This window comes from Flavobacterium sp. P3_A6 (genome assembly GCF_056403035.1).
The window spans coordinates 24941-42831 of the sequence record NZ_JBFUGG010000007.1 but is presented as its reverse complement, the minus strand read 5'-3'; the positions used below and the strand labels follow the sequence as shown (position 1 = coordinate 42831).

General features: G+C 33.4%; 25 protein-coding genes. 15 read left to right on the top strand and 10 right to left on the bottom strand.

The genetic code is table 11. From position 1 onward, the window contains the following. Positions 1–10: 10 nt before the first annotated feature. The 14 genes from AC1DVP_RS08960 (at position 11) to AC1DVP_RS08895 (ending at position 9879) form a co-directional block, all read left to right on the top strand. A complete protein-coding gene (locus tag AC1DVP_RS08960; RefSeq protein WP_477183157.1) occupies positions 11–250 on the top strand; it encodes a hexameric tyrosine-coordinated heme protein in 240 nt (79 codons plus the stop codon). A 206-nt stretch (positions 251–456) separates the two neighbouring features. Then, positions 457–639, top strand: coding sequence for a hypothetical protein (locus tag AC1DVP_RS08955; RefSeq protein WP_477183156.1), 183 nt, complete (start codon positions 457–459; stop codon positions 637–639). Beyond that, on the top strand, positions 626–913 hold the full coding sequence (locus AC1DVP_RS08950) for a GNAT family N-acetyltransferase (RefSeq protein ID WP_477183304.1): 288 nt from the start codon (positions 626–628) through the stop codon (positions 911–913). The genes AC1DVP_RS08955 and AC1DVP_RS08950 overlap by 14 nt, the downstream gene beginning before the upstream one ends. A gap of 269 nt (positions 914–1182) precedes the next feature. Beyond that, the gene (locus AC1DVP_RS08945) at positions 1183–1743 is read left to right on the top strand and encodes a Crp/Fnr family transcriptional regulator (protein ID WP_477183155.1); all 561 of its coding nucleotides are present in this window, start codon (positions 1183–1185) and stop codon (positions 1741–1743) included. Between the two features lie 76 nt (positions 1744–1819). Then, positions 1820–2683, top strand: coding sequence for an SDR family oxidoreductase (locus AC1DVP_RS08940; protein WP_477183154.1), 864 nt, complete (start codon positions 1820–1822; stop codon positions 2681–2683). Between the two features lie 6 nt (positions 2684–2689). Then, on the top strand, positions 2690–3016 hold the full coding sequence (locus tag AC1DVP_RS08935; protein ID WP_477183153.1) for a DMT family transporter: 327 nt from the start codon (positions 2690–2692) through the stop codon (positions 3014–3016). 563 nt (positions 3017–3579) lie between these two features. Next, positions 3580–4083: a hypothetical protein gene (locus AC1DVP_RS08930; RefSeq protein WP_477183152.1), complete on the top strand. Its 504-nt coding sequence runs from the start codon at positions 3580–3582 to the stop codon at positions 4081–4083. Between the two features lie 324 nt (positions 4084–4407). Next, positions 4408–4659: a type II toxin-antitoxin system ParD family antitoxin gene (locus tag AC1DVP_RS08925; RefSeq protein WP_477183151.1), complete on the top strand. Its 252-nt coding sequence runs from the start codon at positions 4408–4410 to the stop codon at positions 4657–4659. Then, positions 4652–4945, top strand: a complete 294-nt coding sequence (locus tag AC1DVP_RS08920; protein ID WP_477183150.1) for a type II toxin-antitoxin system RelE/ParE family toxin — start codon at positions 4652–4654, stop codon at positions 4943–4945. The genes AC1DVP_RS08925 and AC1DVP_RS08920 overlap by 8 nt, the downstream gene beginning before the upstream one ends. 665 nt (positions 4946–5610) lie before the next feature. Then, on the top strand, positions 5611–6669 hold the full coding sequence (locus tag AC1DVP_RS08915) for a 3-oxoacyl-ACP synthase III family protein (RefSeq protein WP_477183149.1): 1059 nt from the start codon (positions 5611–5613) through the stop codon (positions 6667–6669). A gap of 199 nt (positions 6670–6868) precedes the next feature. Next, positions 6869–7399 (top strand): methyltransferase domain-containing protein, encoded by a 531-nt coding sequence (locus AC1DVP_RS08910; protein WP_477183148.1) that lies wholly within the window; start codon positions 6869–6871, stop codon positions 7397–7399. An 11-nt stretch (positions 7400–7410) separates the two neighbouring features. Continuing rightward, positions 7411–8259 carry a glycosyltransferase family 2 protein gene (locus AC1DVP_RS08905; RefSeq protein ID WP_477183147.1) on the top strand — a complete coding sequence of 283 codons (849 nt, stop codon included), beginning with the start codon at positions 7411–7413 and terminating at the stop codon, positions 8257–8259. Positions 8260–8371: 112 nt separating this feature from the next. Beyond that, positions 8372–9121 (top strand): MlaE family ABC transporter permease, encoded by a 750-nt coding sequence (locus tag AC1DVP_RS08900; protein WP_477183146.1) that lies wholly within the window; start codon positions 8372–8374, stop codon positions 9119–9121. Then, positions 9118–9879 (top strand): ABC transporter ATP-binding protein, encoded by a 762-nt coding sequence (locus AC1DVP_RS08895; RefSeq protein WP_477183145.1) that lies wholly within the window; start codon positions 9118–9120, stop codon positions 9877–9879. The genes AC1DVP_RS08900 and AC1DVP_RS08895 overlap by 4 nt, the downstream gene beginning before the upstream one ends. A 98-nt stretch (positions 9880–9977) precedes the next feature. Here AC1DVP_RS08895 and AC1DVP_RS08890 read toward each other — a convergent pair whose 3' ends face one another. The 3 genes from AC1DVP_RS08890 to AC1DVP_RS08880 are packed head-to-tail and all read right to left on the bottom strand — an operon-like array spanning position 9978 to position 12352. Continuing rightward, the gene (locus AC1DVP_RS08890; protein ID WP_477183144.1) at positions 9978–11033 is read right to left on the bottom strand and encodes a mannose-1-phosphate guanylyltransferase; all 1056 of its coding nucleotides are present in this window, start codon (positions 11031–11033) and stop codon (positions 9978–9980) included. 35 nt (positions 11034–11068) lie between these two features. After that, positions 11069–11668: a SprT-like domain-containing protein gene (locus AC1DVP_RS08885; RefSeq protein ID WP_477183143.1), complete on the bottom strand. Its 600-nt coding sequence runs from the start codon at positions 11666–11668 to the stop codon at positions 11069–11071. A 6-nt stretch (positions 11669–11674) separates the two neighbouring features. Further along, positions 11675–12352, bottom strand: coding sequence for an SDR family NAD(P)-dependent oxidoreductase (locus AC1DVP_RS08880; protein WP_477183142.1), 678 nt, complete (start codon positions 12350–12352; stop codon positions 11675–11677). Between the two features lie 214 nt (positions 12353–12566). On the opposite strand from AC1DVP_RS08880, the gene AC1DVP_RS08875 reads away from it, so the two are divergent. Continuing rightward, on the top strand, positions 12567–13139 hold the full coding sequence (locus AC1DVP_RS08875) for a GNAT family acetyltransferase (RefSeq protein ID WP_477183141.1): 573 nt from the start codon (positions 12567–12569) through the stop codon (positions 13137–13139). Here the strand turns inward: AC1DVP_RS08875 and AC1DVP_RS08870 are convergent. The 7 genes from AC1DVP_RS08870 to AC1DVP_RS08840 all read right to left on the bottom strand — a co-directional run bounded on the left by AC1DVP_RS08870 (position 13129) and on the right by AC1DVP_RS08840 (position 17872). Then, on the bottom strand, positions 13129–13779 hold the full coding sequence (locus AC1DVP_RS08870; protein ID WP_477183140.1) for a hypothetical protein: 651 nt from the start codon (positions 13777–13779) through the stop codon (positions 13129–13131). The genes AC1DVP_RS08875 and AC1DVP_RS08870 overlap by 11 nt on opposite strands. Next, positions 13780–14817 carry a D-alanine--D-alanine ligase gene (locus AC1DVP_RS08865; RefSeq protein WP_477183139.1) on the bottom strand — a complete coding sequence of 346 codons (1038 nt, stop codon included), beginning with the start codon at positions 14815–14817 and terminating at the stop codon, positions 13780–13782. It lies immediately after the preceding gene. A gap of 25 nt (positions 14818–14842) precedes the next feature. Beyond that, positions 14843–15553: an NRDE family protein gene (locus tag AC1DVP_RS08860; RefSeq protein ID WP_477183138.1), complete on the bottom strand. Its 711-nt coding sequence runs from the start codon at positions 15551–15553 to the stop codon at positions 14843–14845. Next, positions 15541–16029, bottom strand: coding sequence for a DinB family protein (locus tag AC1DVP_RS08855; RefSeq protein WP_477183137.1), 489 nt, complete (start codon positions 16027–16029; stop codon positions 15541–15543). The genes AC1DVP_RS08860 and AC1DVP_RS08855 overlap by 13 nt, the downstream gene beginning before the upstream one ends. A 1-nt stretch (position 16030) precedes the next feature. Next, complete coding sequence (locus AC1DVP_RS08850) at positions 16031–16420, bottom strand: DoxX family protein (protein ID WP_477183136.1); 390 nt, start codon at positions 16418–16420, stop codon at positions 16031–16033. Between the two features lie 6 nt (positions 16421–16426). Further along, positions 16427–16888, bottom strand: a complete 462-nt coding sequence (locus AC1DVP_RS08845; RefSeq protein WP_477183135.1) for a YHS domain-containing (seleno)protein — start codon at positions 16886–16888, stop codon at positions 16427–16429. Between the two features lie 102 nt (positions 16889–16990). Then, the gene (locus AC1DVP_RS08840; RefSeq protein WP_477183134.1) at positions 16991–17872 is read right to left on the bottom strand and encodes a helix-turn-helix domain-containing protein; all 882 of its coding nucleotides are present in this window, start codon (positions 17870–17872) and stop codon (positions 16991–16993) included. Positions 17873–17891: the final 19 nt, after the last annotated feature.

Genomic DNA, 17891 nt, shown 5'->3' with positions numbered 1-17891 from the left:
TGAAAAGATTATGTCAGAACAAATTCAATTAGTACCGAACAATTCGTTAATTACATCAACACCAGAAGAAGGTCGTCAATTAGCTGTAAAAATGGCAAGACTAATCATCAAAATTACGCAACCTGATGCCGAAAAGAGAGAAAAAATGCGTCCTTCTTATGCGGAAAATGCAGGACTACTTATTGCTATTGGACAAACAATTGCGACAGAATTTGCGACAATAGCTGCTGCAAATAATTATTGGAGATAGAAAAAGAAATGCACTACCGCTAACCGCCATTTGGCAATATGGGCGGGTTTAGGCTTAATTTGAAATTGGTTTTGCGTTTGCAAAATTAGCATTTAACCGAAAGTTTAGGCTTCCTTAATCCGCCACATCACCAAGTGACAAAACATTAACAATCGGTCTATAACGACAAAAAAAAAGGACATTGACTTAATCAAAATAATTTGTAAATGATATCAATTAAAGAATTAAATAAAGATAATCTTGACGATTTTATTCAATACTTGACAATTCATCTTTCTGAAAACGGGCAAAACGGAGCAGCTCCTTTCCAACCACTTTCTAAACAACAATCTACACTTTCCAACGAATGGAAGGCAAAATTTGAGGACGGAATGAATAAAAAAAAATGACGAAATTGGATGGAGGAAAGTTTGGGTTGCAGTAAATGAAGAAAACAATATTGTTGGACATATTGACATTCGTTCCCAAAATCAGTTAAATACAGAACATAGAGTATTACTTGGAATGGGAGTTGACAGTAATTTTCGTAATTTAAAAATTGGTCATAAGTTATTAGAATTCATTATTAACTATTGTAGAGATAATCACAAAATTAGTTGGATTGATTTGCAAGTTTTGACAAATAATATCCCAGCTACCAAACTACAAAAAAATGAATTTTGAGCAATTGAGCGTAACAAAGGACATGTTTAGAATTAATAATATTTCTTACGACTATACTTCTATGACATTAAATATTGAAACTTAGATAGAAGAAATAAAAGCCCGAACCGCTAACATTTGCTACAATAGATTTGGGTTTTTGGCTTAATTTAAGCATTGTTTTGTGTTTGGGATGATTTGGCAAATCCGAAAATAGGGCTTAATTTAGTCCAAAACCCGCTGTAGTACCAGAGCATTATCGGCAAGCATAACCACCAACACATAACAGAATGAATCCTCTAATAAACAAATTCAAAGAATACGGAAACTTACCGCCCGAAATTGAAAACGAACTTTCGAAATATATCAAAAGTCAAACGAAACAAAAAGGCGATTTCTTTTTAAAACAAGGACAAATTGTTTCCAGCCTTTTTGTGATAGAAACAGGACTTGTGCGTTCGTATTACATCAAAGACGAGCGTGAAATAAATTCGTGGTTTGGTTTTGAAAATATTATTTTGGGTTCTGTTTTGCCGCTTTTTTACGACCAACCTTCTTTTGAAAATATTCAATTTTTAGAAATATCTACTTATTACTATATTTGCAGTACAGACCTTAACGAACTCTACAAAAAGTTCCCAGAAATGAACACCATTGGCAGAAAAATGGCGGAAGAATATTGCGTTATTTTAGAACAAAGGATAGGTTCACTACAAACCGAAAATGCCCAACAACGTTATAATTCATTGCTAAAATACCAATCCGATGCGATACAAAGAATTTCATTGGGACACATTGCATCGTACCTAGGCATTACTCAAGAAACATTGAGTCGTATCAGAAAAAAATAACCGATTTTGACTTTTGTCAAAAATAGCAGTTCCTATTTTGGCGTCCTTTGCATCATCAATTTAATTAATCAAAATTATGATCTTAGTAACAGGAGCAACCGGAAATTTAGGAAATGCTGTAATTGAAAACTTATTAAAACAAGTTTCAGCAAGCAAAATTGTAGCATTAATTCGCAATGCTGAAAAATCAAAATCTTTTCAAGATAAAGGCGTAAAAGTGTGTATTGGAGACTATTCCAATAAAACTTCACTTGCAAAAGCGATGCACGGTGTCACAAAAGTATTTATGGTTAGTATCGAAAGTGAAAACGCTTTTGCAGACCATAAAAATGTAATTGACGCTGCCAAAGAAGCTGGTGTTTTGCAGATTTACTATACCGGTGGAGCTTTAAATAAAAATGTGAGCGAATCTAAATTAGGAATTTTGGTTGATTCCTACATTACCACCGAAAATTACATCATCGAAAGCGGATTGACCTATACCATTTTTCAAAACGGTTTATATGCCGAAACTATTCCTTTTTTCATAGGATATGATGTGGTAAATACGGGAATTTATTTCCCAGCTGGTAATGGCAAAGCAACATTTGTAAAAAGAACCGAAATGGCAGAAGCTTTTGCCAATGTTTTGGTAAGCGAAGGTCACGATAATAAAATTTATCTTATAACAGCACTCAATGCATTTTCTTTTGAAGAAATGGCTCAAATGCTTTCAGAATTATCGGGAAAAACTGTTTCCTATTACAATCCAGACGCAAACGAATTTGAAGCAAAACTTAGAGAATATGGAGTGAATGAAAATGATATTTATTTTTCATCACTTTTAGCCGCAGTTATTAAAAACCACGAATATGACGTTAAAACTTCCGACCTGGGACAATTATTAGGTCGAAAACCAACCGATTTGGAAACCTATTTAAAAGAAACATTTTTATCTTAAATCAATATGAAATATTTATTTCTATCCTTAGCAATTATATTAGAAGTAGTAGGTTCAGGCTTTATAAAAGCTTCAGACGGCTTCTCAAAATGGCTTCCAACCAGCATTTTTGCAGTGGCGTACATCATTAGTTTCTATTTTCTTTCGTTGGCGCTCAAAGTAATTCCGCTCGGTACGACGTATGCAATTTGGGCAGGATTAGGCATTGTGCTTACATCAGCTGTTTCCGTTATTGTATTCAAACAAAAGTTAGATTTACCAGCAATTATAGGCATTCTCTTTATTGTAACAGGCGTTGTAATTATGAATTTCTTCTCGAAAACTGCACATTAAAAATATAGCCAAAAAAATATGGACTTACGAATTATAATAGCAAGCATAATTGTACTCATATTTCGTTTATCGCACATATAAATGCGGGAAACAAGAAAATAAGTTTTTTGGGAAGATGTACTTGGCAGTGCCTTTCGGTCGATTTAATATTAAGTATTGTAATGCTTTTGGCAATGGTTTACTTTGGTAATTTTGAAAACAAATCTTTGTATCTACAACATTGGTCAATGTATAATATGATTTATATCGTTTGCTTTTTGGTACACAGCATTAAAACAAAACAAAAATCAGAACGATATTTACTACTTACCCAAAGTGTATTGTACTTTTGCATAAGTGGGCTTTTGTGCGTTTGATATATTATGTACCTTGCAAACGATAGAAAATGCCAGCCGCTAACGAGGGTTTTACAATAGTGGGGCGAAACTGCAAAGTTCAACAGTAGTTCTTCGATTGAACTTTTGTGCAAAATTGAAGATTTTTGTTTCGATTGCCTCACCATCGCAAAGCCCCAAAACGTTAGCCATTATTGCGAACTGTAAAATTAGAAATATAACCTAACAATGGAAATGAAATTTGAAAATTACAAAACTATATTTCAAAAAGCACTAACACAGATTGATAAAAAAGCACTAAACGAAAAAAAACTTGAAACAGCAATTGGAGAGGTATTGAATTCCGTTTTTTTGAAACTTTATAAAAAATCTTGGGCAAATTCAATAGATAATCCATTGACCGCTGAAACAAGAATTTTTTTTTCAATTTGGGTTAGTGAATCAACTTTAAAACAGAAAAAAATATTTTATAATATCCACGCATTGAAACTTAGAAAATTAAATGGTTATTCTATTGAAAGTAGAAAATTTGCTAATTCTTTCAGAGAAGAGTTTAAAAAGTATCAACATAAGTGGGAAAATGTTAGCACAGATTTTGGACCACTTACATTAATGGAAGGATGGATAGAATTTGATGAGGAAAAAACTCAAAAAGATATTTTACAACTGGCAGCTAATTTTTTAGAAATAGAAAATTTAATTGACAAAACTCTAGCAGAATTTAAAAAATAACAACGAACCGCTAACATTTGCTACTAGTGATTTGGGCAATTGGCTTAATGGAAAATGGTCTTGTATTTGAATGATTTGGCAAATCCAAAGAATGGGCCTAATTTAGCCCCAAACCAGCTGTAGTACCAGAACGTCAGACTGTGAAAAAACCTCTTCAAATTTAGAAAGTATTCAGAGAGCTACCAAATAAAAAACTCAAATATGAGATTCTCAAGAGGCTGATTTTAGTTTTTTCACAGACTGACGTTATGCGAGATTCCAAAAAAATCCGTAATAATTTGAAAAGCTACCATTTTTTGGTAACTTAGCTAAAAAAAATAAATTATGGGACGAAATACTTCTATATCGCTCGGTAATCATTTCGAAAGTTTTATCGAACACAGTATAAATGATGGAAGATTCAATAACGCAAGTGAGGTTGTCAGAGCCGGTCTTCGTCTTTTAGAAGATGAGGAAAATAAAATTGTAGCACTAAGAAAAGCGATCAATGATGGAATTGAAAGTGGACGTGCAGTAGATTTTGATGCTAAAAAATATCTTGACGTTTTAAAATCAAGAAAAAAATCAAATGGCTAAATATTATTTAACAAATAAAGCTGTTGATGACTTATCTGAAATTTGGGACTATACAATCGAAACTTGGTCTGAAATGCAAGCTGAAAAGTATTATGATTTACTTTTGGCATCATGTTATGATTTAGCAAATAATCCAGAACTTGGCAGAAACTATGATATAGTAACGAAAGGAATATTAGGTTTTAAATCAGGTGAACATATTATCTTCTACTCAATTATATCAAAGAACGAAATAGAAATCGCAAGAATTCTTCATGGAATGATGGATTTAAAAAGCAGACTATAAGGAACCTCACATAGATGCTACAACGGATTTGGGCATTTGGCTTAATAGGAAAGTTGGTTTTGTATTTGGGATGATTTGCTTCGCCTGTTCGCTATCGCTCGGGTGGCAAATCCGAAGAATGGGTTTAATTTAGTCCCAAACCCGCTGTAGTACCAGAACATTCAAGATCAAATCCAAATTTTTAAGCTAATTTATTCATTTCCAAATATGCTGTACCCCAATGGTGCTCATTTACAACAAGTACCTACTTAAATTAGAAGATAAATCGCAGCATTTACAATGCGGGTAAATAAAGCATAAATGCCTTCCCTTTCATACCTTTCTAATATACCGCTAAGTCTTTTTATGCATTTAAAATTCGCTAAAAATACAGCTTCAATTTTACACAAATTAGTGTCCTTGAACCTCCATACTTTTTATTTAAAATAAAATGATATTAATCCTTTTAATTTCCGAAATTAACTTTCTAACAAAAAACACTCACTTTGTTATTTATACTTAATTTAAAAATTAAATGCACCATTTAATCATTTTCAATAAAATATATTCAATATTTTTGCTATATATTTAATATTTCATAATTATATGCATGCATAATAAATATATTGTCTATTATACATTTATTATAATTAATTTAGCCGAAATTTATTCTGGAAATTATCAAAATGAAAATAAAAATAACTGGTATAGGAAGCTATATTCCTGAGAAAAAGATTAGCAATACTGATTTTAGCGAGCATGTTTTTCTAAACGAAGACGGCTCTCCATTTGCCTATCCAAACGAAGTTGTAATCAACAAATTCAAAGGTATTACGGGTATCGAAAAAAGAAGGTATGCAGAGGATCATTATACCGCTTCGGATTTGGCTTTTTTTGCTTCTCAAAAAGCCATAGAAAATGCAGGCATCGACCCAGAAACTTTAGATTATATTATTTTTGCGCACAACTTTGGCGATGTAAAATATGGCACAAGCCAATCTGACATTATTCCAAGCTTAGCCACAAGAGTCAAGCATAAATTACAGATAAAAAACCCAAAATGTGTCGCTTACGATATTCTTTTTGGCTGTCCGGGCTGGATTGAGGGCGTATTGCAGGCCAATGCTTTTATCAAATCGGGCATGGCCAAAAAATGTCTTGTCATTGGTGGCGAAACTTTATCCAGAGTAGTGGATGCCCACGATAGAGATTCAATGATTTACTCTGATGGAGCTGGTGCTTCGGTTATAGAAGCCTCAGATGACGAAACCGGAATGCTCTCTTATGAAAGCGCAACTTATGCCGCTGAAGAAGCCAACTTTCTTTACTTCGGAAAATCATACAATCCAGAGTTAGATCCAGACACTAAGTACATCAAAATGTATGGCCGTAAAATATATGAATTTGCGTTGAGCCAAGTTCCTGCTGCTATGAAAAGCTGTTTGGATCAAAGCGGTATAGCTATTGGGGATGTCAAAAAAATCCTGATTCATCAGGCCAACGAAAAAATGGACGAAGCTATCATCCACCGTTTTTACAAATTACACGGACAAACTCCTCCAAAAAACATTATGCCAATGTGCATACACGAATTAGGAAACAGCAGTGTTGCAACCGTCCCTACTCTTTTTGACCTGCTCATTAGAGGTCAAATTGAAGATCAGGAGATACACAAAGGAGATGTTGTCATTTTTGCCTCAGTAGGTGCCGGAATGAATATCAATGCTTTTGTCTATCGCTATTAAAAGATTACCTGTACGTTTATATTGAACCCACACCACTTTTATTAGCGTTGTGGGTTTTTGCTTTGAATGCAAATGAGCGGCAATCTATTCTTTAAAAATCAAATAATATCAGACAATTTTGTAATTGCAAACGGTATAAGAAACAGAATCTTTATATTTGCAGACGCTAAAACAAAAGCGTTAGTCAAAAATTAAAATCATGTACGAAAAAACATTTCCTAATAAAAGATTCAAGCATACTTTAGAATTTTTAAAGAAACATATCTCCCCTTCTCAAACCATATTAGATCTTGGCGTTGACAATCCTTTTTCTAAAATAATGAAAGCCGAAGGCTACACTGTTACCAATACTACTGGTGAAGATCTGGACATGAATCAAAGTGTTTTTTCAGAAGGAAAACAAGATGTAGTAACTGCTTTTGAAATTTTTGAACACTTACTCAATCCTTATACCATTTTAAACGAAATAAAATCAGATAAATTATTAATATCAATTCCTTTGCGCCTTTGGTTTTCTTCTGCCTATAGAAGTAAAACAGACATGTGGGACAGACATTATCATGAGTTTGAAGACTGGCAATTGGACTGGTTATTAGAAAAAACAGGCTGGAAAATTATTGACAGAGAAAAATTCACCCATCCGGTTAAAAAAATCGGATTCCGTCCATTATTGCGATTTTTTACGCCGAGATATTATATAGTTTACGCAGAAAAAGTAACTAGTAAATAGTGATTAGCCTCATGAGATACTATATAATTATTCCAACTTATAACGAGGAATCATTCATTCAGCTAACTTTAAATAGCTTAGCGAATCAAACTGTTTTACCTAACAGGGTTGTTGTGGTAAATGATAATTCTACCGATAAAACTGCCGAAATTGTTTTGGCTTTCGCCAAAGAAAATCCGTATATTACTTTGGTAAACAAAACTTCCGAAGCAATACATTTACCTGGAAGCAAAGTGATTCAAGCTTTTCAGAAAGGATTTGAAACTTTGGATGAAGATTACGATTTAATCGTAAAAATTGATGCCGATTTAATTTTTCCTTCCAATTATTTCGAAACCATAATCAAACATTTTGAATCGGATGACCGAATTGGAATGGCTGGCGGATTTTGTTACATCGAAAAAAACGGCGATTGGGTTTTAGAAAACCTAACCGATAAAGATCATATTCGCGGTGCATTGAAAGCCTATCGAAAAGAAACTTTCAAACAAATAGGCGGCTTAAAACCAGCAATGGGCTGGGACACCGTTGACGAACTGCTCAGCAAATTCTACAATTGGAAAGTAGTAACTAATGAAAGCCTCCACGTAAAACACCTCAAACCTACGGGCGCTAATTACAACAAAACAGCACGTTATAAGCAAGGAGAAGCTTTTTACACCCTTGGATACGGTTTCTGGATTACAGCAATTGCATCGGCCAAATTAGCAATGATGAAAAAAAAGCCATTACTCTTCTTGGATTACATAAAAGGTTTTTGGAAAGCAAAATCAGCAAAAACTCCTTTGCTGGTTACTAATGAACAGGCAAAATTCATACGCAGTTATCGTTTACAAAAAATGAAAGAGAAATTGTTTTAATATCTTAGGCTCCTAATTAAAAACAAAATCTAAAATTCCAACTAAATACAGTATTTTTGCATACCTGTATTCTTTTCTGAATATTACAACTTGTAAACCGAATCTTAAAAAAATGATGCTCATTCGCTATTTATCCCAAATTGGGAAATATTTTTTAATGTGGAAAGAAATCTTCAAAAAGCCAACAAAATGGTCCGTTATGAAAGGTTTAATTTTCAAAGAAGTCGATGATTTAATTATTGATTCACTAGGAATTGTTGCATTCATTTCTTTCTTCGTTGGCGGAGTTGTTTCTATACAGACTGCATTGAACCTGACTAATTCTTTCATCCCAAAATACCTAATTGGATATGCCACTCGCCAATCGGTGATTTTAGAATTTGCCCCAACATTTATGTCTATCATTATGGCTGGAAAAATGGGTTCTTTTATAACGTCAAGCATAGGATCTATGCGTGTTACCGAACAAATCGATGCCCTTGAAGTTATGGGAGTTAACTCTCTTAATTATTTGGTTTTCCCAAAAATAATAGCATTGCTTTTATATCCTTTTCTAATTGGAATTGGTATGTTTCTAGGTATTGCAGGCGGTTACATTGCTACCGTTTATGGAGGTTTTGGAGCAAATGTCGATTTTATTGAAGGTATTCAAAGAGATTTTATCCCATTTCACGTTGTATATTCCTTTACCAAAACTTTTATCTTTGGAATGCTGTTGGCAACAATTCCTTCCTTTCATGGGTATTATATGAAAGGCGGTGCTCTTGAGGTTGGTAAAGCCAGTACTGTATCATTTGTATGGACATCAGTTACGATCATCTTACTGAATTACATTATTACGCAATTACTCTTAACAAAATGATAGAAATAAAAAACTTAGAAAAATCATTTGACAGTGTCAAGATTCTAAAAGGAGTTTCCAGTGTTTTTGAGGCGGGTAAAACCAATTTGATTATTGGACAAAGCGGATCCGGTAAAACTGTTTTATTAAAATCATTATTAGGAATTCATACTCCAGAAATAGGAACTATTTCTTTTGACGGCCGTATTTATTCTGAGCTTAGCTCCGATGAAAAAAGAGATCTCCGTACTGAAATAGGAATGCTTTTTCAAGGAAGTGCACTTTTTGACAGTATGACTGTTGCCGAAAATGTCGCTTTCCCTCTAAGAATGTTCACTAACGACAGTAAATTAAAAATTCAGAAACGAGTTGATTTTGTTTTAGAAAGAGTAAACCTTGTGGGCGCTCATAAAAAATTACCTTCGGAAATTTCGGGAGGAATGCAAAAAAGAGTTGCCATTGCCAGAGCCATCGTAAACAATCCTAAGTATTTATTTTGTGATGAACCCAATTCAGGATTAGACCCAAATACGGCAATTTTAATTGATAATCTTATCAAAGAAATAACTGTTGAATACAATATTACAACAGTTGTAAATACGCATGATATGAACTCTGTGATGGAAATTGGCGATAATATTTTATTTCTAAAAAATGGAGTTAAAGCTTGGCAGGGAAGCAATGAAGAAATTTTCAGAACTGACAATGAAGCCATTGTAGAATTTGTGTATTCTTCAGAATTGTTTAAAAAAGTTAGAGAAGCATATTTAAAAGAGTAAACGCTATAAGATAAGATATTAAGTTCAACGGAGCGCAAAACATAAAAAAAGGCAACAATTATTTTTACAAAATTGTTGCCTTTTTTTATATTCCAAAATTATTTCAACTGAGAAACAATTCCTTTTATTTCCTGTTCTTTACTTTTTGGATAAATCAATAAAACCGAATCCTTATCAACAATAATATAATCATCCAATCCATCAACAATCACTTGTTTTCCTAAAGCCGTTCTGATAATATTATTGGAAGAATTCTGCAATAGTACATTAGCATTTACCACCGCATTATTATTATCGTCTTTTGGCAGTTTTTCATGCAGTGATCCCCAAGTCCCTAAATCATTCCAGTCAAAAGTTGCAGGAAGCACATAAACATTTTGAGCATTTTCCATAATAGCATAATCTATGGAAATATTTTCAGAAACTGGATAATTCTCCTGTATAAAAGCATGCTCGTCCTCTGAATTATATATCTCAAATCCTTTCATAAAATGAGCAAACATTGCAGGCTGAAATTCTTCAAAAGCTTTCAAAATTGATTTAACGCTCCAAATAAAAATACCTGCATTCCACAAATAATTTCTGCTTTGTATAAATCGTCTGGCAGTTTTAGAATCTGGTTTTTCTCTAAACTGAACAACTTTTTTTATTGAGCGGCTATCTAATTTATCAAATTCAATATAGCCATAACCCGTATTGGGAGCAGTTGGCAAAATCCCTAATGTCATCAGAGATTCTTCTCTTTCGCATAAATCAAAAGACCGCTGCAAATTGGCAACAAACTGCATTTCGTCTTCAATCCAATGATCACTTGGAGCTACAACCATCACTGCATTTGGATTCAATTTTTTAATTTTTAACGAGGCATATAAAATACAAGGTGCTGTATTTCTCATTGCTGGTTCCAAAACAATTTGCTCCTGCTTCACCATCGGTAATTGTTCCAAAATCAAATCATTGTAACTCTCATGCGTCAAAATCAAAATATTCTCTTTCGGAATAATTTGTGATAATCGGCTAAATGTTTTCTGAATTAAAGTCTCTCCAGAACCCAGCATGTCATGAAACTGTTTTGGGAACTCTTTTGTGCTTACTGGCCAAAATCGCGAACCAATTCCGCCTGCCATTAATATTGCGTAATAATTTTTATTCATTTTATTTTTTTTAATAATCATTCCGTAGAATCACTTTAACTGGATAGTAACTCTACTTCCGCATTTGGATTAAATAAATATAAGCGCCCAGTGCTTATTTCCAAACATTCGTATCGCTTGGTTCGTATTGCTATTTTCTTAAAAATCTTCCCATTTGAAATTCTAAAAACACTTCCATAAGGGATTTCAAAGATATAATTTTTATCATTTGGTTTATCATATTGTTTTAAAGCGAGTGCTAATGTAGCATCTGTATCGCTGCTTGCTGATGGATTCTTAAAATGTCTGGCTATCAAAGGCAACAAATGATTTGGGAAAATCTCAGGTCTGATAAACGGCACCATCATCCTTTGAAATGAATACTTCCATTCATTTCCATGTGGCTTAATATGTCGCCCAAATTTTTCAAATGCCACCAAATGTGAAATCTCATGAATCAGCGTAATTAAAAACTTATACTTGTTAAGACTTGAATTAACCGTGATTTCATGTTTACCACTCAAACCTTTTCGGTAATCGCCATGACGTGTCTGCCTCTCATTGACAATTTTGAGATGCACCTGATGCGCAACAATCAGTTCAAAAACTGGCTTTACGGCATGTTCAGGAAGGTATTTTGAAAGTGTCTCAGACAAAATTAGTTATGGATTCGTTGATGAAACCGGCAACACTTTACCGTTAAAATATTTATTTCCGGTAAGGGTAAAATCATAAATATAATTTGCCATTTCACTTGCTGAAAGCGGCGCTTGATACCCTGGGAATGCTTCCTGAAGCATTTCGGTCTGAACAGAACCCAAAGCTAAAACATTAAACGAAATTCCTTTCTCTTTATATTCCTCTGCCAATAATTCAGATAAAGTAATTACAGCCCCTTTACTCGAACTGTATGCTGCAAGCCCAGCAAATTTCAAGCTTCCCTGCACTCCTCCCATAGAACTAATAGTTACTACGTGACTGCCTTTTTGTAAATAAGGCAAACAGATACGGGTTAAATTGGCCACTCCAAAAACATTGACTTTATATATGTTTTCGAAATCATGCTGCGTCGTTTCAGAGAAAGGTCTTAATAATAAACTACCTGCATTATGAACAATGGCATCAATTTTTTGCCAAGCAGATGCTAAAAATTCTGTCACTTGCAGCAATTCTGCTTCATTAGATAAATCAACAGAAAGAAAAGTAATATTTTTATGAGAAAGCAATTCTTGATGAGCTTTTCTTGATAAGGCCAATACTTGATGGCCTGCATTGGCAAACTTCAAAGCCAATTCAAAACCTATTCMCCTGCTTGTTCCTGTAATAATAATGTTTTTCATTTGAGGATAATATTTATTTTTTAACAGAAAATGGTATCGTCATTTTTCGCTTATATTTTATTTTGAAATCCTGAGGGGTTTCATGGAGCAAAAATAGTCAAAACAGTTAAAAAACTACACTTTTAAATTCCAAAACTCATATTCATTGCATCCTTAAAAAATAACACCCTCCTTTTACTTATTTTTGCAAAAAAACAACCGATAATTTATAGTAATGATTGAGAATATTGAATTTGAAGTGGCAAAAAGCACTGACATTGAAGGCGTAATTGCATTGCAAAACATTTATTTGGTATCCAACATGACCGAAGAAGAAAAAGCTTCAGGATTTGTAACGACTCCTTTTTCTGTTGAACAATTACAGGAGGTGATTCGTCAAGAAGGTTTGTTTATTGCCAAAGACAATGGCAAAATTATCGCTTACATTTTTGCAGCTAGCTGGCAATATTTTAGCCAATGGCCGATATTCAACCACATGACTCCGATGCTTCCTGCACTTACGTTCAAAGATTTTAAAATGACTGACACCAATACTTTCCAATACGGACCTATTTGCATTGACAAAAAATACAGAGGCAAAGGCTTGATTCTTCCTTTCTTTGATTTTATGCGCGTTCATCTTTTGAAAAAGTTTCCAGTAAGCATTACTTTCATCAATAAAACCAATATCCCTTCACAAAAAGCGCATATTGAAAAACTAAAATGGTCAGTTATAGGCGATTTTCAATTCAACAATAACAACTATTTTATTTTGGGGTACGACATGAATCAACCTTCTATCGAATAGTTTTCTTCAAATATTTTTTATAGACTTTTAAAGTTTGGAAGAAAGCCAAGGCTACAAAAAACAGAGGAATAACAATTGGAATAATCCATTTTGAATAATCCAGTATTTTTTGAGATAGTGAATCCAATAAAACAATTATAGCTAACATTCCCCAAAAAGTCCCAACTAAAGTCCCAAAAATATAATGGAATTTAAGTTTTTTGGATAGTGTTATGTATTTAGCATTGATTAAATACAAATTCCAAGCCATCCAAAAAGGGATCTGAAGAAAATTCAAACCACACAATACCATTCCAATTAAAAAAGGAGAATATTGAACATAGCCAGATAAATAATTGTGCTCTTGGTCCGTTTTACTTGAATTAGCATAAAATAAATAGGCTAATAACAGGAGAAAAAATACTGCAAAAAAATCAATGCTCTTCATTAATTTTTTATTTTCTGCTAATTGATTTGAAAAAATAACTGTAAAATAAATTACAACAGCTTCAACAACAATTACTCCCAGCAAATAAAAAACAAGAGAATTCATTCCAAGTTGAGAAAAGACCTCAACTCCAATAATATTTAAATAACCAAGAGGCAGGGAACCTACAAAGCTCACAATAAATCCTGCCATTATGTTTTTGAAGGCCTTCATTTATTGAAAATTTACAATTTTCATATTCTGCATTTGATGCAAACGGTATTCTTTCATTCCTGCTTTGTGCGCTAAATATGGGAAGCCCTTTTGATGATTCGCTGCACTAATTTCATACATATAGGTAATGTGTCGCGCCAATTCTTTCCATGCAAACAGCAAGGAATGTTTAGGATCATAAATATGTGTTGGTTCACTGGCAGCGCCATTAAGTTCTACAACCGAGAATTTTTTTCCTTGTTCCAATCCCTCAAAAGTATCATACATAATATCCAATCTTCCAAAATGGAAACCTGGAATCTGCATACACATTTCGTTGAAAGTGTCGGTAAGCTTTGGTGTTATCCAATGGCTGCCATCAATAAATTTGGCTCCGCGAGCGTGATTCCCATAAGGTACAAGGTTTCTTTTTTCGCCCACAGGCAAAATTTCCCGCAGCTTACTTCCGTATTCTTGTTTCAGCGCTTTTAACTGCAATTCATACCTGGGATTTTCTTTTATTAATTCTTCAATAGTCGCTACTCCATTTCCGGTAATGATTAGAAATTCCTTGGCAACTATACCTGTAATTCTCCCCGCTTTTTCGTGCGGATAACGTACATAAAAAACACCCACTTCATTTTCATACGGAATCAAATCCTGTACAATAAAATCAAAATGGGCTCTTTCAGAATATCGTTTTAGATCCTCTGGAGTTTCTATTTTTTTTACGGCAGAACCTCGCAGACCAATATCGGGTTTGGCAATAAAAGGATATTTAATTCCTGCATTTTCTACTATTTTGCTTATCTCATCAATAGAAGTTCCCGCTTTTACCAATTCGGTTTTGGGATAATATTTTTGCGGAATTAAATTATAGATCTGCTTTTTACTTTCCATTATGAAACCTCCATTTTTGATGGTAGGATTGGAAGCATTGAAGAAAAAAATAGATTTTGCCTTAATCGAATAATACGCCCATAGAAAATAAATCGGGGTATAAACGATTTGGAAAGGCCAGTATTCCCAGTGGGTCAATTTATGAAAGAATAGTTTCAATTTTGTAATTGTTTATTAAGCTTTACTAAATGCATATAAATGTTTTTGAATACTCTTTATCGGCAATCAAGTCCAAATGATGAATTATCACCTTGTTTTTCTCAATAACCGATTGTGTAATGCTCAAGGTTTTCATCTCATCGTTTCTGTTAATAATCAAACCGTTTTCATCATTATCATTTTCTGTATAGCGATGAAAATGAAGCATTTTACCTTGTGTAATTTCGGAATTGGCATCTAAAAAAGTGTAAAACCAATTCGAACGCTGCTCCCGAATCGCTTTGGAATACAAGGTTGATGAAGACCAAATATAATTTTTATCAATTTCTAAATCTACAATTGATTTTTCGGCTCCATTCCAACGCAATTGAAAAAGTTTTTTATCCTGAAACAAAACTAAGGTAAAAGGTTCGATATTTTCTAAATCAATTTCATTCCAAAACTCCTTTGCAGAAGCACTGCTTATCATTTCGAGAACAATTTGGCCTCGGCTTTTACGATAAGGCAATTGCACTTGGTGTTTTTCATCGGCTCCATTGAGCAAAACCAAAACTGTTCCGTTCTCATCCACTACATACCAAGTCCCGCCTGCTTTGGCGTCTTTTGGATAAATAATATTTTTTCCGTTCAAGGTGTAATTTTTGGGAGGAATAGCACTCGGTCGGATTATTTTTTCATCACGATTGGAGGTAATGATAATTGTATCATTGGAACAAACAAAGCTTACTGTACACATTGTTTTCTATATTCAATTGTAGAACGCGCTACTCCAAAATTGGCATCAACGGCTACGTTTTCATATTTTAAAATCGCCACTTTAATCAATGCCTGATGATGAATGCAATGTTCCAAATTATATAGCAATTCTCGGTAATAATTACTTTGAATACTGACAGCGTTACCATCAATCATTTGCTGCAATTCGAGATTCCTGTTCTCTTTTGAGATGCTGTTTTTGATATCCAAAATCATTTGAACAGCAAAACCCTTATTGGTTTCAATCAATGTATTTCGCTCTCTTTTATCATAATTTACGATTCCTGAATCATAATTCCGATTCAAACACTGAAACATTTCAATAATATGTCGGGTATGTTCTCCAATGCTGGAGCCACTCAATTCAAAACATGATTTTGAATATTCCTCTTGAGAAAGCTGATTGAGTAATCCAATCAATTCGTCAAGGCTGGTATTTATAGATTGTATTAGCATATTATATCTTCATTTTCAAAAAGTTAATCAATCTGCTTTTATTCTGATAAATCAATACAATACAACAAAGAAAGGTAATTATCGCTAAAGTAAACAACTCACCACCATCATTTTTCACTTCGATTCCTAATATAAAAAGATGAGAAAAAATAGCTCCAAGCATAACGCCAGCTCCCATTATAGCGCCTAACAAAGTTGTTCGAGGAATCAAAATCAAAACGGCTGCGATTAACTCAACTATTCCTGATCCGATTCTACCATACGGTTCTATTCCTAAAGTCGAGAAAATATAAACACTTTCTTCGGCGCCAGTGAATTTAAAATACAGCGTTTGCAATAAAATGATTGTGGCAGTTAGCCGAAATAACCATTGTACAATTGATCCTTTCATGATTTCTTATTTTATAAATTTCTTCCAATTGGCATCAGCTTTTGCTTTCAAGCTGATTTCATCTTTGTTCCAACTTTTTAAGGTATTGTTGAAATAAGCATTATAAAACAAATACAATTTTCCGTCAATAATTTTAAAAGTTTCAGGATTGATTTCAACTTTTTCTCCGGAACTCCCCATAGCATACGCACACCAACCGCCGTATTGCGGTTCATAATAAGAAGCATTTTTTATAAAAACCTCTTTATTCAAAGCAGAAGAAAATTGATAAATCACACCATCATATGAAGCTGAAATTTCTTTTTTTCCTTTTATAGCTTTTCCTTGCTTAAAATATGCAACAGGATCGTAGCCTTGAATAGCGATTTTATTTTCCAAATTATATTCGGATAGTTTTTTGCCTGCACTTTGTGCAAACGATGCTGAAGATGCAATGACAATCAACAACAGTACTATTACTCTTTTCATAATAACCATTTTTTTGTTTATCCATTTTGATATTACAAATGTAAAGCAGTAAAAAAAGATAAAATGTCAGGTAGTTTACATTGGAGTTAAAATTTCTCTAAATCAATTTACTGCCTTGGCAAAACCAACCGTATCACGATACATTTGAGGAGAAACCTCCGCATTGGTTTTAAAGAAACGACTAAAATAATGCTCATCATCATACCCGAGTTCATAGGCAATTTCTTTTACCGGTTTATTTGTTAAATACAATTCCCGTTTAGCTTCGATAATAATCCTTTCGGCTATTAAATTGGTCAATGTTTTATTGAAGTGATTTTTGGTGATTTTGGCTAAAGCTTTTGGAGAAATATTAAGTAAATCAGCATAATCACTAGCAGAATGCTTGGTTTTGAAATTTTGTTCAATGAAATTTTTTAAGTTTTGAAGAATAAATGGTGCTGTATTTTCTTCTATTGGAACAAACTCTTTTGGTTGCTGTTCTTTTTTTAATCGAGAGGCTGTAATGAGAAAAATTTTTAAATAAGATATTAATAATTCATATTGTGCCAATGCTGGATTCTGCATTTCAATCTTCATTTGTTCCAAAACCATATTGAATGTAGCTCTAGCCATTTCATCAATCAATACATACGGCGGTTCATAAATATTATTAAACAAAACCCCATTGCAAGCTACTTCATCATGGTGTTTCATAATGCAAAAAAAATCGGGATGAAAATGAATCACTTTCCCTTCAATAGCATCGAAAGATGATAGCATAAAAGGCTGATATGGTGCAAAAGCCAATAATTGGTCCTTTGTAAAATCATATTCAGAAAAATCTACTTTTACTTTACCTTCCCCTTTTTGTATCCAAATTAGGGAATAATAATTCAACCGCTGAATGTGGTCAAAACAAGATATGCTTTCAAAAGAAAAAAGTTTGAAAGCTAAATTTCCATTTTGTGGATTGACAAAAGTAAACGTGGATTGGTCTATCATACTATGCTGTTTTTATAAA